Origin of the sequence: Planctomyces sp. SH-PL62 (genome assembly GCF_001610895.1) — a bacterium.
GTDB lineage: Bacteria > Planctomycetota > Planctomycetia > Isosphaerales > Isosphaeraceae > Paludisphaera.
Window position 1 is genome coordinate 3,962,493 of the sequence record NZ_CP011273.1, and the last position, 14,378, is coordinate 3,976,870.

The 14,378-nt window shown below is 69.2% G+C and carries 12 protein-coding genes; 7 read left to right on the plus strand and 5 right to left on the minus strand.

The features are described 5' to 3' along the window. Positions 1-5: 5 nt before the first annotated feature. Positions 6-1,094 carry an iron-containing alcohol dehydrogenase family protein gene (locus VT85_RS15400; RefSeq protein WP_068416954.1) on the minus strand — a complete coding sequence of 363 codons (1,089 nt, stop codon included), beginning with the start codon at positions 1,092-1,094 and terminating at the stop codon, positions 6-8. Next, a complete protein-coding gene (locus VT85_RS15405) occupies positions 1,091-1,789 on the minus strand; it encodes an HAD-IB family phosphatase (protein WP_068416957.1) in 699 nt (232 codons plus the stop codon). The genes VT85_RS15400 and VT85_RS15405 overlap by 4 nt, the downstream gene beginning before the upstream one ends. 149 nt (positions 1,790-1,938) lie before the next feature. On the opposite strand from VT85_RS15405, the gene VT85_RS15410 reads away from it, so the two are divergent. The 4 genes from VT85_RS15410 (at position 1,939) to VT85_RS15425 (ending at position 8,135) form a co-directional block, all read left to right on the plus strand. Further along, complete coding sequence (locus VT85_RS15410) at positions 1,939-2,463, plus strand: hypothetical protein (protein ID WP_156512886.1); 525 nt, start codon at positions 1,939-1,941, stop codon at positions 2,461-2,463. Positions 2,464-2,707: 244 nt separating this feature from the next. Then, positions 2,708-4,279: an efflux RND transporter periplasmic adaptor subunit gene (locus tag VT85_RS15415; protein WP_197490766.1), complete on the plus strand. Its 1,572-nt coding sequence runs from the start codon at positions 2,708-2,710 to the stop codon at positions 4,277-4,279. A 71-nt stretch (positions 4,280-4,350) separates the two neighbouring features. Beyond that, positions 4,351-7,437, plus strand: coding sequence for an efflux RND transporter permease subunit (locus VT85_RS15420; RefSeq protein WP_068416963.1), 3,087 nt, complete (start codon positions 4,351-4,353; stop codon positions 7,435-7,437). Between the two features lie 17 nt (positions 7,438-7,454). After that, positions 7,455-8,135, plus strand: a complete 681-nt coding sequence (locus VT85_RS15425) for a hypothetical protein (RefSeq protein WP_068416966.1) — start codon at positions 7,455-7,457, stop codon at positions 8,133-8,135. On the opposite strand, the gene VT85_RS15430 is transcribed toward VT85_RS15425, so the two are convergent. Further along, complete coding sequence (locus VT85_RS15430) at positions 8,117-9,502, minus strand: sn-glycerol-1-phosphate dehydrogenase (protein ID WP_068416969.1); 1,386 nt, start codon at positions 9,500-9,502, stop codon at positions 8,117-8,119. The two genes, VT85_RS15425 and VT85_RS15430, sit on opposite strands and share 19 nt — an antisense overlap. Before the next feature lie 468 nt (positions 9,503-9,970). Here VT85_RS15430 and ispE point away from each other — a divergent pair, with 468 nt between their 5' ends. The 3 genes from ispE (at position 9,971) to VT85_RS15445 (ending at position 12,661) form a co-directional block, all read left to right on the plus strand. Then, the gene (gene ispE, locus VT85_RS15435) at positions 9,971-10,849 is read left to right on the plus strand and encodes a 4-(cytidine 5'-diphospho)-2-C-methyl-D-erythritol kinase (RefSeq protein WP_068416972.1); all 879 of its coding nucleotides are present in this window, start codon (positions 9,971-9,973) and stop codon (positions 10,847-10,849) included. A 31-nt stretch (positions 10,850-10,880) separates the two neighbouring features. After that, positions 10,881-11,519: a SpoVG family protein gene (locus VT85_RS15440; RefSeq protein WP_068416975.1), complete on the plus strand. Its 639-nt coding sequence runs from the start codon at positions 10,881-10,883 to the stop codon at positions 11,517-11,519. A gap of 194 nt (positions 11,520-11,713) precedes the next feature. After that, positions 11,714-12,661, plus strand: coding sequence for an alpha/beta hydrolase (locus tag VT85_RS15445; protein ID WP_068416978.1), 948 nt, complete (start codon positions 11,714-11,716; stop codon positions 12,659-12,661). Positions 12,662-12,680: 19 nt separating this feature from the next. On the opposite strand, the gene purQ is transcribed toward VT85_RS15445, so the two are convergent. Together purQ and VT85_RS15455 are read right to left on the minus strand one after the other, a co-directional pair. Then, a complete protein-coding gene (gene purQ / locus VT85_RS15450) occupies positions 12,681-13,457 on the minus strand; it encodes a phosphoribosylformylglycinamidine synthase I (protein ID WP_068416982.1) in 777 nt (258 codons plus the stop codon). A gap of 61 nt (positions 13,458-13,518) precedes the next feature. Then, positions 13,519-14,358 (minus strand): NYN domain-containing protein, encoded by an 840-nt coding sequence (locus VT85_RS15455; RefSeq protein ID WP_068416985.1) that lies wholly within the window; start codon positions 14,356-14,358, stop codon positions 13,519-13,521. Positions 14,359-14,378: the final 20 nt, after the last annotated feature.

The window sequence follows — 14,378 nt, forward strand, 5'->3', positions numbered from 1 at the left end:
ATCTGTCAATCTCGGTGGTCGGTCGATTCTCGGCGCGCGAACGCGCCGATGAAGCAGGGCTTCAGACGTTCGTCCTCATCCAGGAGTGAGATCGCCCGATCGACGGCCCCTTCTTGAGAAAGGACGGTGTAAAAATCCTCCTTGATCGAAGGGGCGAGCCGGATGGCGCGGGACCATTCGTCTCGGGAGAAGGGATCGTCCCGGATCTGGTCCCAGAAGCCGGTTTGGTCGAACAGGCGGTCGATGCGCTCGCTCTGATTTCGCTGGAGGAGGCTCATGAGGTAGGTGGCGACTCCGACCTGGAGGCCGTGGAGGCGCGGCCGCTCGGCGATGGCGTCGAGGGCGTGGGAGATCAGATGCTCGCTGCCGCTGGCCGGTCGCGACGAGCCGCAGATCTCCATGGCGACGCCGTTGAACATCAGAGACGTGCTCAGCAACTGCGCGCCCTGGATGTCGAACGAGGGTTGTCCCAGGAACTGGTAGACCGTGGCGTCGGAGAGCAGGGCGGCGAAGTCGTCGACCGGCTCGCCGACGGCGTGGAACGCCAGCTTCCAGTCGTGGATGGCGGTGATCTTCGAGGCCAGGTCGCCGATGCCCGAGAGCCAGAGGGACCTGGGGGCGTCCTTGCAGACCTCCAGGTCGACCACCACCGCGAACGGCAGCGCCGCGGCCAGCGACTTGCGCCGACCCTGGACGGTCAGGCTCGATTGGGGGCTGCAAAACCCGTCGTTCGAGAGCGAGGTCGGCGTGGCGTAGTAGGGGAGCCGGGCCAGGAAGGCGACGTACTTGGCGACGTCCAGGGCCTTCCCTCCCCCGAGTCCGACGACGGCCTTGATCTCCTTGCGGACGCCCGCGAACAGCTCGGCCGCCCGCTCGAACGAGGCGTCGTCGACCTCGATCCAGTCGTCGCAGGCGACGCCCTCCGCCGCGAACGATTCCCGCACCCGATCGACGTAGGCCGGGACCATCCCCCGGCTGACGAGCACCATCGCGCGGGAGTGGGCGTTTCGCTTCAGATAGAGCCCGAGGCGGTCCAGCGCCCCGGACTTGACCCGGACCAGCGAGGGGATCGCGATCTGCGTTTTCAAGGTCATCCTCCTTTCGCCACCGCGGGCGTCGCTCCGCAGAGTCTTTCGGCGACCTCCGACCAGCGTTCGTAAGGGACGAACCCGAGCCCCTGTTCCGTGAGCGTCCTCGCCAGGTCGCCGCGGGCGAATCGAAGGGATTCGGGGACGAGCTTGGCCGCCTCCTGGTCCGGGAAGCCGTCGCCGGCGAAAGCGACTCGGCGTCCCTCGCCGAGCCCGTGCCGGACGACGCCCGCCTTGTCGACCCCCAACTCGTTGCAGAAGAACGGTCCCGGCGGCGGGGGCTCCATCATCAGCCCCCGGCCCGGCTCGAACCGCCCCGGGTTGGAGTAGACCGGGATGTCGACTCCCGCCTTGCCGAGCAGGATGTCGATGTACCAGGCGCAGCCGGCCGAGGTCACGACCACGTCCCATCCGGCCCGATCCAGCTCGCGCAGGCATTCGGCGAGTCGGGGCTCCAGGTGCATCTGGTCCACGACGTTCAGGATCGCCCGCTCGTCGTCCCGGATGTGGGAGAAATAAGCCTGGAGCGCCTGGAAGTGGGTCAGGCGTCCGGCCCGGTACTCCCCCCAGTAGTCCGGGAGGTCGGCGGGGAGGAGCTGCTTGATCGCGAGTTGGTAGAAGTCTTCGCGGGTCAGGGTGCCGTCGAAGTCGGTGACCAGCAGGGAACGCGGGGGCGTGGCGGGGCTGGGATCGTGGGACATTGCATTCGAACTCGGCGAGGGGGCGAGGGGAGGGACGACGCGCCGTCGAGCCTCGGCTCGTCGACTTGACCGGGGAATCGGGAGCCTCCATAATAACGGCTAGACGTGGATTTGGGGATGCGGCCTGAAACGGGGGGTGGGGAACGAGCGTGAGGCGCTGGAATCGGCCGAACAACTTGGTCGCTCGGGCGCTCGGGCTCATCCTGCTGATCCCCGGCCTGCTCCAGGTTCCGCTCCCCCAGGCGGACTTCCACATCATCCGGCATCATCACGGCGCCGGCGAAGTCTGCCTTCAGCACGACCATCTGCTGAAATGGCATCCCCAGGCGGAGGACGGCGAAGGCGTGGCCGTGCTGCACTGGCACTGGCTCCCGCCGAAGTCGCTCGATCCTTCGCTCCTCGACCAGGATGCGCGGATGTTCCCCGCGCTGCATGCGCACGAGGTCGACGCCCCGCAACCGGACCTGACCGTCGGCCCCATCTTCACGCGCGACAGTCGCGGACGGGACGACGTCCGTGACGACCTCGCCGCGAGTCTAGGCTTCGCGCCCGGCGAGGCCGCATGGATAGGCCTTGCACCCCTCCCCCTCGCGCGATCGGCGCCCTGCGCGATCGCGTCGGATGAGCCTGCGTCCGCGACGCTCCAGTCGCGACTCGTGCGCTGGAATTGCTGAAGCCTCCAGGCTCGTCGGGGACGCCTGCGCGTTCGTCGTCCAGACCCGACCTGGGGAAGCTCTCGTCCGTCCCGGCCGCCCCACGGCCCTCGGACGAATCCGCCCTGGGTTGATCGTACGACGAAGGCCGCCGCGCCGCCCCGCCGCCTGCCATCCTGCGTGGGGGACCGTTCGCTCGGTCCCGTGCGCCTGCTCTCGACGGGATATGGATGAGGCCCCTTCGGCGATTTCGCGCGGAGTCGTAATGATGTCGATCGCTCTGTCTCAGCGTCAGCCGACGCACCGAAGTTCCTGGTGGACGCTGGCGCCGTGGATCGCCTCGGGCGTCCTGCTCATCGTGCTGGCGCTCCACCTGACGATGGACCTACCCGGCCATCTCACCCGGATCGGCGCGGCTTCGGCCGCGGCCGTGGAAGCAACTCGGGCCGCCGACGTCGCCTCGCCCGGGCGAGCGGACGGCCCGCCGACGGTCCACCTGTCGCCGTCGAAGGTCGAGGCGGCCGGTATCACCGTCGCCAAGGTGGGCGTCGAGCAGCTGCCGACCGAACTGGGCGTGGCCGGTCGGATCGAGGTCAACGCGGACCGTCGGGTCGAGATTCGCTCGCGGGCCGCGGGCATCGTCCGCGAGGTTCACGTCCTGCTCGGCCGGAAGGTCAAGAAGGGCGATCCGCTGGTCACGCTGGACAGTCCCGACGTCGGCACCGCGCGGCTCAACCTCCGAGCCCGCCAGCGCGAGCTGCTCACGGCGAGGGTCGAGGCCGCGTGGAAGGAGGACATCGCCGGGACCGTCGCTCGGCTGATCCCGGAGATCTCCAAGGGGGTCGACCCCGGGGTGCTGGAGAAGCAATTCGCCGACAAGCCCCTGGGCTCGTTCCGCGGCCTCCTCCTCCAGACCTACTCCGAGTTCGACATCGCCACCCATGAGGAGGAGAAGACCCTCAACCTCCGCAGCCAGAACGTCATCGGCGAGCATCCGGCCATCGTCGCCCGGCACACGCGGCAGGGCCTCCAGGCCAAGCTCTACTCCACGATCGAGCAGGCCCGGTTCGACGCCGAACAGCAGCGACGGCTCGCCGACCAGGCCCTCAAGCTGGCCGAGTCGGCGGTCGTCGACGCCGGCCAGCGGCTGCGCATCCTGGGCGTCGACGAGGACATCCAGGAGCTCCTGGACCACGCCGACCGGGCCCAGGACGCCGCGAGGGACGAGGACGTGACGGCCTATCGCATCGTCGCGCCCTTCGACGGCACGATCATCACCAAGTCGGCCGTCCCCAGCCAGCGGGCCGATCCCATCGACATGCTGTTCGTCCTGGCCGACCTGAGCAACGTCTGGGTCACGGCCAACATCCCCGAATCCGACCTCGCCAAGATCCCCACGATCAAGGGGGGGACCGTCCGGCTCACCGCCACCGCGTTTCCCGATCGGATCTTCGAGGCCGAACTCCTCTCCGTCGGCGCGATGCTCGACCCGACGACGCGGACGGTCCCGCTCCTGGCGCGGACCGAGAACCCGGATGGACTGCTCCGACCGGGGATGTTCACGCGGATCCTCTTCGACGGCCCGGCCGCCGAGCCCGCGTTGACGATCCCGTCGGCCGCGATCGTCGAGATCGAGGGCCGCACGGCCGTCTTCCAGCCCGGCGGCGGCCCGACCGAGGCCCCGTCGTTCGCCCTCCGCAACATCGACGTCGGCCGGCGAGTCGGCGACCGGGTCGTCGTCGCGTCGGGGCTTCGCGAGGGGGACGCCGTCGTCGCCAAGGGCGCCTTCGTCCTCAAGAGCGAGCTGATCCTCGAGAACGAGCCCGAGGAAGACTGACCCGCCGCCCCCGTCGCATCCTCCCCCTCCAGGCCCCCGCGCCCGAAAACCGTCCCCACGATGGGAAGCCCATGCTCAACGCCATCATCGAGTGGTCGCTCAACAACCGCTTCTTCGTCCTGGCCGGCACGGCCCTGGTCGCGGGGATGGGCGTCTTCGCGGCGCTTCACCTGCCGATCGACGCGGTCCCCGACCTGACCAACGTCCAGGTTCAGGTCATCACGGAGGCCCCGGCCCTATCGCCGCTGGAGGTGGAGTCGCTCCTGTCGTTCCCGGTCGAGGCGGCCATGAGCGGCCTGCCGGACGTCGAGCAGATCCGATCGGTCTCCAAGTTCGGGATCTCGGTCGTGACGATCGTGTTCCACGAGGGGACCGACATCCTCCGAGCCCGGCAGCTCGTCAGCGAGCGCATCCCCCGCGCCGCGGAGGCGATCCCCGCGAACTACGGCAAGCCGACCCTGGGGCCGATCGCCACCGCGCTGGGGGAGGTCTTCCAGTTCCAGGTGAAGGCCGCGGCCGGGTCCGGGATCACGGCGATGGAGCTGCGGTCGATCCTCGATTGGTTCGTCGCCTATCAGCTCCGCAAGGTGCCCGGCGTCACCGAGATCAACGCCCACGGCGGCGAGCTGAAGACCTATCAGGTCGAGGTCGACCCGGACAAGCTGGGCCCGTACAAGCTCTCGATCACCGACCTCTTCCAGGCCCTCCGCGACAACAACGCCAACGTCGGCGGCGGCTACCTCGTCCACGAGGGGGAGGCCCGCTACATCCGGGGCGTGAGCCAGGCCCGGTCGTCGGAGGACATCGCGGCGATCGTGGTCGACGAGCGCGACGGCGTGCCGGTCACCATCGGCAGCGTGGCTTCGGTCCACCCCGCGGCCATGATCCGCTCCGGGGTGGCCACCCGCGACGGTGAGGGCGAGGTCGTCGTCGGCCTGGTCATGATGCTCATCGGCCAGAACGGACGCCGCGTGGTCGAGGACGTGAAGGCCGAGATCGCCGAGCTCCAGAATTCGCTCCCCGAGGGGGTGACGATCGAGGCCCTCTACGACCGCACCCACCTGATCAGCGACACGCTGGACACCGTCCTGCACAACCTGACCGCGGGGGGCGTGCTGGTCATCGTCGTCCTGCTGGTGATGCTGGGGAACCTCCGGGGCGGCCTGATCGTGGCCCTGGCGATCCCGCTCTCGATGCTGTTCGCGGCCGACGTGATGTACATGACCGGCGTCTCGGCCAGCCTGATGAGCCTGGGCGCGATCGACTTCGGCCTGATCGTCGACAGCTCGGTCATCATGGTCGAGAACTGCGTGCGCCGGCTCTCCCACGAGGGGGGGACGAGGCCCAAGCAGGAGATCATCCTCGACGCCGCCGTGGAGGTCCGCAAGCCGACCATGTACGGCGAGCTGATCATCGCCATCGTCTATCTGCCGATCCTGGCGCTCCAGGGGCAGGAGGGGAAGCTGTTCCGACCGATGGCCCTGACCGTGATCTTCGCGCTGGCGGGCTCGCTGATCCTCTCATTGACCTTCATGCCGGTGATGGCCTCGCTGGGGCTCAGCTCGAAGCCGAGGGAGAAGGAGCTCTGGCTGATCCGCGGGATCAAGCGATTCTACGTGCCGATCCTCGACGTCTTCATCGCGCGGCCGTTCCTGGCCATGGGGACGGCCCTCGCGCTGATCGGCGTGAGTCTGCCGATCGGCGCCAACCTCGGGGCCGAATTCATGCCCAAGCTCAACGAGGGCGATCTCCTGGTCGAAGCCGTGCAGATCCCCTCGGCGCCGCTGGAGCGGGCCGTGACGATCTCCACCCAGATCGAGAACCTCCTCAAGGAATTCCCCGAGGTGCGGACGGTCTTCTGCAAGACGGGCCGGCCCGAGATCGCCAACGACGTGATGGGCGTCCACCAGACCGACGTCTGGACCATGCTCAAACCCCGCGAGGAGTGGCGCGAGGGGATGACGCGAGACCGCCTCATCGAGGAGATGGACGCGGCCCTCTCCGAGAACGTCCCCGGCGTGAAGTTCGGCTTCAGCCAGCCGATCGAGATGCGGGTCAACGAGCTGGTGGCGGGCGTCAAGAGCGACGTCGCCGCCCTGATCTACGGCCCCGACCTCGACGTCCTCCGCCGCAAGGCGGCCGAGATCGAGCGCGTCCTTTCCCGGATCCCCGGCGCGCACGACGTGAAGGTCCCCTCGGCGGGGCGGCTGCCGCTCCTGAAGATCGCCGTCCGCCGCGATCAGCTCGCCCGCTACGGCATCAAGGCGTCGGACGTGCTCGACATCGTCTCGGCCCTGGGCGGGACGACCGTCGGCACGGTGTTCGAGGGCCAGATCCGCCGCCCCTTGCAGATCCGCCTGCCGCTCTCGTGGCGCGACGACGCCGAGAAGATCGGCTCGATCCGGGTGATCGACTCCCTGGGCCGTCCGATCCCGCTCAAGGACCTGACCGACATCACCATGGAGGAGGGCCCCAGCGAGGTCGAGCGCGAGAACATCGAACGCCGGGCCTACGTCGGCGTGAACGTCCGGGGCCGCGACATGGCGGGGTTCGTCCACGAGGCCGAGCGGGCGATCGCGGAGCAGGTGGACCTTCCCGCCGGTTACATCCTCCGCTGGGGCGGGCAGTTCGAGCACCTGGAATCGGCCGAGAAGCGGCTCCTGGTCGTCGCGTCGGTCGCGCTGGTGTTGTTGTTCCTGCTCCTCTACAGCTCGTTCAAGTCGATGCGGCTGTCGCTCCTGATCTTCACCGCCGTGCCGACCGCGGCGACCGGCGGCGTGTTCGCGCTGGCCGCGCGGGGGCTGCCGTTCTCGATCTCGGCGGCCGTCGGCTTCATCGCGCTGTTCGGCGTGGCCGTGCTCAACGGCCTGGTCTGGGTCAGCGCCGTGGAACACCTGCGACACGACGGCCACGAGTCCCACGACGCCGCGCGGGAGGCGTCCATCGTCCGCCTCCGCCCGATCCTGATGACGGCCCTGGTCGCCGGCCTGGGCTTCATCCCGATGGCCCTCGCCACCACCCCCGGCGCCGAGATCCAGCGACCGCTGGCGACCGTCGTCATCGGCGGCCTGTTCACCTCGACTCTCCTGACCACCCTCGTGCTCCCCTCCATCTACCCCTGGTTCGCGCCGAAGGAACACAGCCACTTCGGGGCGTAACTCGACGGAGCCGCAACATGGACCGCGAGCCATCGGAGATCGGCCTCGCCGCAGCCGAACGACATCCGCCTGGGCGCACGCTGCTGACCGCGGCCGGCGTTTGGGCGTTCGGCGGCGCGGCGTCCGCGTTCTTCGCGCTCGCGTACTCCGACCCGTTCATCCCCCTCGATTGGATCGCGCGAGGCCTCTGGATGCTGGCCGGGGTCGGCCTGCTGGCCTGGTGCGTCCGGCTCGCCCGGGCGCGTCAGGGCCGTCGCTCGGCGCTCGCGGCCGGGGGCCTCGTCGTCCTCACCCTGGCCCTCTCGCCGACCCTTTGGCCCTACCTGGCGTCGGTCGGGGGATGGGCCAAGATCCGCATGGATTTCGCTCGGAACCGCAGCCGGTACGAGAAGGTCGTCGCCCGACTGGCGGGGCGGCCGAATCCCATGCCGGGCCGCTCCGAGGCCGACGGCGTGAGCTACATCGTCGGACCCGGTCCCCCGCTTCGGGTCGCCTTTCCTCTGCCGGGCGGGATCCTCGACAACTGGACCGCGGTCGTCTACGACCCGTCTGAGGAAGTGCACCGCATGGGGCGGGTCGGGCCGGACCTCTCGCACTGGGACGACCCGGATCTCCTGGAGCTGCGCATGTGGTTCGGCGGAACGATGCGGCACGCTCGCCGTCTGGGCGGCGGGTTCTTCTACTGCATCTTCACCTGAGCGGGCGTCGCGTCGGCGAGCGGGCCGTGAGGCCGGAAGACGACGTCGAGCGACTCCCCGAAGACGCCGAACCGACGGGCGACGTCCAGCACGGTGAACCGGCGGCGGATGAACGTCGCCTGCTCGTAAGAGACGCGGAGACGCTCGCGCGAGATGCCGATGGCCTCGGGGCGATCGGGACAGCCGGCCAGCCGGAGCCGGGCGCGGACCTCGTCGAACGGGATCAGGTGGCGGGCGAGGCGCTCGCGGACCTCGGGCCAGGCTTTGCGCAGCCGATCGAGTTGATCGCGCAAGGCTTCGGGCGAGGGATGCTTGGCTCGGGTCTCCTCGACGGCCTTCGCGGCGAGTTCGCCGGGGCCGAACAACTCGGCGATCCGGCGTTCCTCGATCTCGAGGGTCGGCCACGCGGCGACTGCGCGTTCGACGTCGACGTTTTCCAGGTCGCGGGCGAGCAGCTCTTGATGCAAGGCCAGGGAGGCCAGCGTGCCGATCCCGACCTTGAAGCCGTGCGAGGGGGCCGCCCCGTCGAACGTATGGTGCTGCATGTCCCAGAGGTGGCTGAACTGGTGGTCGGCCCCTGACGCCGGGCGACTGGTCTTGTGGGCCTGCATGGCGAACCCGCTCATCATCAGGCCGGCGACCAGGCCGCGGAGCGCCTCGGGGTCGTTGCGCGCGACGCCCGTCGGGTTCTCGATCCAGGTCCTGAGGCGGCCGTGGACGGTCTCCCAGACGTCCAGGTCGATCGGTTCCACCCCGGCGGCGTCGGCCAGGATCCAGTCGGCCCCGGCGACGTTCTTCGCCAGGAGGTCGGCATAGCCCGAGGCGTTCATGCCGGGCGGGGCCTTCGCGATCACTTCGAGGTCGGCGACGACGGCGCGGGGGGCGGGGCAGTTGAAGGTCTGTTTCGACCCCCGATCCGTGATCGACGCGCCGAAGGCGGTGTAGCCGTCCATCGAGGCGGCCGTCGCGACGGCCATGTAGGGACGTCCCAGGCGATGCGCGGCGAGCTTCGTCAGGTCGTTGATCGTCCCCGAGCCGACGGCCACCGGGATCGCCTCGACGTCCCGGATCGCGGCTTCCAGGCGTTCCACGTCTTCGATGTCGGCGTAGACGTCCTCCCCAAAGACGAACGGCTCCGCGCAGGAGAGACCTTCGCGATGAAAGGCGGCGAGGACTTCGCGGCCGGCGGCTTCGAGGGTGTGGGGGTCGGCCACGATCACGGCCGGTCGCCGACCGAAGGCCGCTTCGAAGAGCGCGGGGGCCTCGTGGCGGGAGCCCTCGCCGATCGCGAGCCGTCGCGTGTCGCGAGCGGCGCGCAGGGCCTTGTCGAGGAGCGGGGCGTCCGATCCGGCGGAAGGGGAGGTCATGCGAAGATCCGTCCGATTGCGGGGAGGGTCGCGCGGGCCCTCAAGACGTTGAGCCGGGGCGACTTCCGGCCGTCTCCCCATCTTCGCGGGGCTTGGATCGGCGGGCAAGGGCCGGGGGCCGGTCGAGAGCGGGGCGGGACCCGTTTTCAAGGGGCGACCGGGGCCGAGACGGGGGCTTTGAAAAAAAGTAAAAGTCCATCGTCGCGAATGCCGACGCGATTTCGACTTAAGCGAATTTTCGATCTTGCGGGGATTGGGCGGAGGGGATAGAAACTCCGCAGAACGAGGCCCGGGAGGGCCGCGACGACATGAGGAAGCCGCCTTGAACACCGAAGCCCGCTTATCATACTGGATCGTACGAGAGGGGGCCTCGGCGTTGGTTTTTCTCGAAATCGTCGAATGCGTCGAGGCTCGCGAATCCGGCTCGTCCGCCCCCGGGCGGTCGAAGGATGAAGGAGTGCTCGTTCGATGATTCTCCGTTCGATCGCCGGCGGCGTGGAGGTCCTCGCGCCGGCGAAGTTGAATTTGTTCCTGGAGGTGGCGGGGCGAAGGCCCGACGGCTACCACGAGATCGAATCGCTGATGGTCGAGGTCGACCTGTTCGACCGGCTGACCTTCCGCGAGGAGGAGGGCGGGGCGATCGCGCTGACGTGCGACGACCCGAGCCTGCCGGTCGACGGCCGGAATCTCGTGGTGCGTGCGGCCGAGCTCCTGCGGTCGGAATCGGGCTGTCGGTCGGGGGCGCGGATCGACTTGAAGAAGTCGATCCCGGCCCAGGCGGGCCTGGCCGGCGGGTCGAGCGACGCGGCGGCGACGCTGGCGGCGCTGGATCGCCTCTGGAATCTGGGGACGCCCCCGGGACGGCTCGCCGAATTGGCGGGACGGATCGGCAGCGACGTGGCTTTCTTCCTGCAAGGTCCCTCGGCGGTCTGCCGCGGTCGGGGCGAGCGTGTGGAAGCCGTGTCCCTGCCTATCCCCCTGCACTTCGTCCTGATCGCCCCCGAAGTCGGCCTGAGCACGGCCGACGTGTATCAACGCTTGAAACCGCCCGAACAGTCCAGGTCGATCGTGCCGGCCCTCGCCGCCTTGGCGGCCGGGGATCCGGTGGATCTGGGGCGGAGCCTCTTCAACCGTCTGCAACCCGTCGCCGAGTCGATCCGCCCGGAGCTTGCCGCCGTGCGGGACGCCTTGGCGGATCTGGGCCCGCTGCTGTGCGGGTCCCTGATGAGTGGCAGCGGTTCTGCTTATTTCGGACTCGTGCGCGATTCCGCCGCGGCGGAACGCGCCGCGCACGCCCTCAACCCGCTCGGACTAGGATCGGTCCGGGTCGTGACCTGCGGCCCCTGAGCAGAGAACGCCTCGTAAAGGAGTACCGGCTGTGGAGATCACCGAAGTTCGCATCAAGCTCATGGAAGACAACTCGGGGAGCAACGAGCGCTTGCAGGCCTTCTGCAGCATCACGTTCGACGACATGTTCGTCATCCGGGACCTCAAGATCATCGAGGGCGCCAAGGGCTTCTTCGTCGCGATGCCGTCACGCAAGCTGACCGATCGCTGTCACAACTGCGGCACCAAGAACCACCTGCGCAGCCGCTTCTGCAACCACTGCGGATGCCGGCTGGACGAGAGCCGCGCCCTCCGCGACGCGGACGGCCGAGCCAAGCTGCACGCCGACATCGCCCACCCGATCAACTCGATGTGCCGCGAGAAGATCCAGGCCGCCGTGCTCGCCTCCTACGCCGAGGAGCTCGAACGCGCCAAGATGCCGGGCTACGTCTCGCGCTACGACGACTACGAGACCGACGACTACGACGTCCCGTACGAGGCCGGCGCCCCCGCCGCCCACGTCGGCGAGCCGCCGCTTCGTCGCGGCCCCCTTCGCGGCCACACCCAGCACGTCCGGGGCGGCCAGTCGATCCTCCGCGGCCCCCACGTCGCCCACCGCAAGGAAGCCGCCCCCGAAGGCATCGCTTCCGACCACCATCGCGGCGACGGGGCGTTCGGCAACGGGATCTGAGCCGAGACCCCGGCCCGCCCGCGACGAGCCTCTCAAGCCGAGTCCGACGCAAGGCCCCTCCAGGCCCACGCGTCGGCCTCGGCTTTTTTCATTCCCGTGGCGTGGCTCCGACCGTCACGCCCATAATCAACGGGATCGAACGACGAACGTCGTGGGGCCGACCTTTCGCGGGATCGCGCCTGGAGGAACTCGACATGGCCGAACTCGCGGACGTGACCCTTGCCGAGGACGCTGGCGATCGGTCGAACGCCTCTCCTTCCGCGCGCCCGCCGACGCTCAGGGCGCGACTGTACCGCCTGGCGCGGCGGGTCCTCTTGATGATGGGGCTGGTCTTCGTGGGTTTCTTCGCATCGCTGTATGCGCTCCAGGCGAGCGTGATCTTCCCCGGCGCCTCGTCCCAGGGTAGGCCCGAGGCCGTCGTCCGCGCCGGTCCCGGCGAGGAGCTGGTCAGGCTGGCGACCGAAGGGGGCGAGGTCGTCGCCCTGTTCGGCGCGGCCCAGACCGCCGACGGCCGACCGGCGCCCGACGCGACGACTCGCCCGGCGCTCGTCTTCTTCTATGGCAACGCGATGTGCCTGGCCTATTCGTCGGTCGAGCTGGATCGCTTCCGGCGGCTGGGGCTGAACGTCATCATCCCCGACTACCTCGGCTACGGGATGAGCGGCGGCAAGCCGTCGGAGATCGGCTGCCGCCAGACGGCCCAGGCCTGCCACCGGTTCTTGAAATCACGCGGATTCCCGACCGACGGGATCTTCGCCGGCGGCTGGTCGCTGGGAGGGGCCGTGGCGATCGACCTGGCCTCTCGCGAGGAGGTGGCGGGCCTCTTCGCGTTCAGCACGTTCACGAGCGTCCTCGACATGTCCCGGTCGTTCTTCCCGATCGCGCCCCCGGCCGCCTTCTTCAAGGACAAGTTCGACAGCCTGGCCAAGATCCGCACGTTGACGTGCCCCATCCTCCTGGGACACGGCCGGCGCGACCCGCTGGTCCCGTTCGCCATGTTCGAACGGCTGTCGAAGGCGGCCAAGGAGCCGCCCGCGACGCTGGTGCTCGATCAGGCCGAGCACAACGACTTCCTCGACCTGGGCGGGCGTCGGCTGGACCAGGCCGTCCTGGACCTGGTCGCCGGGGCGGGGATGCGCTGAGCCGACGACGCGGCGTCGCTCAGGCGAGCGCCGCGATCGCTCCTCGGAACACCTTCAGGCCGTGGCCTTCCGGGCCGAGCTTGTCGCCGAGGCGGGTCCATCGGGGGTGGTGGAGCGGGGAGACGAACCGCTCGGGGTGGGGCATGAGGCCGAAGATGCGGCCGGTGGCGTCGCAGACCCCCGCGGCGGCCAGGGAGGACCCGTTGGGGTTCGCCGGGAAATCCTGGGTCGGCTCGTTGCGGTCGTCGGCGTATTTCAGGACGACGCGCCCGGCGTCGTCGAGGGCGTCGAGCGCCTTGGGATCGGAGAGCAGGAATCGGCCTTCGCCGTGGGCGACGGGGAGGTCCAGCGGTTCCGAGAACGAGACGAACGGCGAGACCCCCGGGCGCGGCAGGAGCGTGACCCAGCGGGACTCGAACCGCCCCGAGAGGTTGTGGGCGAGGGTGGCGGGGGAGGCGACGTCGGGGCCGGGGAGGAGACCGCAGCGGACGAGGACCTGGAAGCCGTTGCAGACGCCCAGGATCAGGCCGCCGCGGTCGTGGAACCGCCGCAGGGCGTCTCCCAGGCCTCGGGCCAGATGGGTCGCCAGGATGCGGCCGGCGCCGAGGTCGTCGCCGTAGGAGAAGCCGCCGGGGATGGTCAGGATCTGGAACAGGTCGAGCGTCCGGGGCTCTTCCAGCAAGCGGCCGACGTGCCAGGACTCGGCGCTGGCGCCGGCGAGGTTCCAGGCCTCGGCCGTCTCCTCGTCGCAGTTGGTCCCGGGCGCCCGCAGCACAATCACGCGAGGCGTGGCCATAACGATCTTGGTCCCTTTCGAGGTCTCCGCCGATCGGGGCAGGGCCGATCGGACGCTCTGCTCAGTAGGAGGGGTCGGTCGATCCGAACGACGACGACGTCTGGGCGTCGGGCTCGGCGGCCCGGTAGGCCAGGTTGCGGCGGAGGAGGTCGGCCTCGTAGACCTGGACGACGAAGTCGGCCGCGATCTTCAGTCGCGACGAGGTCCCCTTGCCGGGGAAATCGGCCGGCGAGCCCTTGCGGAACTCCGCCACGCCGACGTGCTTGGCCCGGCCCTTGACGTAGTTGATTCCCGGGATGCCGTCGGCGTCGCCCGAGATCAGAAGCGCGATGTCATAGGTCTCCTGCAGCGCCACCATGTCGACGGCGAGGCTCGTGTCGAGCCCCTTCTCGTTGACCGAGTGGTGGAGCAGGTCGACTTTCCAGTGGCCTTCCTGGCGGATCTCGACGAAGTCGGTGGCCGACTGGACGCCGTGGTAGAACCGCTTCTTCCGCTCCAGGGCCCGGCGCTTGCCGTCGTACCACTCGCGGGTCTCGCCGAAGCAGATGTTCCAGGCCTCTTCCATGCGCCGCTCCGCCGGCAGGTCGGGGCGGCTGCGGAGCACCTCCTCGACGTAGGCGTCGCGGAGCCGCGGGTTCATCTCGAATCGGGCGCGGAGGCGGGATTCGGCCTTGGGGTCGTTGAGGTCCCACTCGTCCATCTTGCCGACGACGTACCAGTAGATCCGCGAATGCTGGGCGGTCGGCCAGGGCGAGCCCTCGGCGAACGTCCGGCCCCAGTACTGGACGCTCTGCTCGAAGACGTGCCGATAGAACGCGCCGTAGTCGTCGACCCGGAGGTTCAGGTGCTTGAGCACGCCGTCCAGGTTGGAGCCGTCCACGAACGTGACGAACCTTAACATGATGGGAGGCCTTTTTGATC

Bases quoted from the DNA above. Each gene is read 5' to 3' on its own strand.
- VT85_RS15455 (WP_068416985.1), bottom strand. From the start codon at position 14,358: ATGTTAAGGTTCGTCACGTTCGTGGACGGCTCCAACCTGGACGGCGTG.
- VT85_RS15420 (WP_068416963.1), top strand. From the start codon at position 4,351: ATGCTCAACGCCATCATCGAGTGGTCGCTCAACAACCGCTTCTTCGTC.
- purQ (WP_068416982.1), bottom strand. From the start codon at position 13,457: ATGGCCACGCCTCGCGTGATTGTGCTGCGGGCGCCCGGGACCAACTGC.
- VT85_RS15425 (WP_068416966.1), top strand. From the start codon at position 7,455: ATGGACCGCGAGCCATCGGAGATCGGCCTCGCCGCAGCCGAACGACAT.
- VT85_RS15405 (WP_068416957.1), bottom strand. From the start codon at position 1,789: ATGTCCCACGATCCCAGCCCCGCCACGCCCCCGCGTTCCCTGCTGGTC.
- VT85_RS15415 (WP_197490766.1), top strand. From the start codon at position 2,708: ATGATGTCGATCGCTCTGTCTCAGCGTCAGCCGACGCACCGAAGTTCC.
- ispE (WP_068416972.1), top strand. From the start codon at position 9,971: ATGATTCTCCGTTCGATCGCCGGCGGCGTGGAGGTCCTCGCGCCGGCG.
- VT85_RS15400 (WP_068416954.1), bottom strand. From the start codon at position 1,094: ATGACCTTGAAAACGCAGATCGCGATCCCCTCGCTGGTCCGGGTCAAG.
- VT85_RS15445 (WP_068416978.1), top strand. From the start codon at position 11,714: ATGGCCGAACTCGCGGACGTGACCCTTGCCGAGGACGCTGGCGATCGG.
- VT85_RS15430 (WP_068416969.1), bottom strand. From the start codon at position 9,502: ATGACCTCCCCTTCCGCCGGATCGGACGCCCCGCTCCTCGACAAGGCC.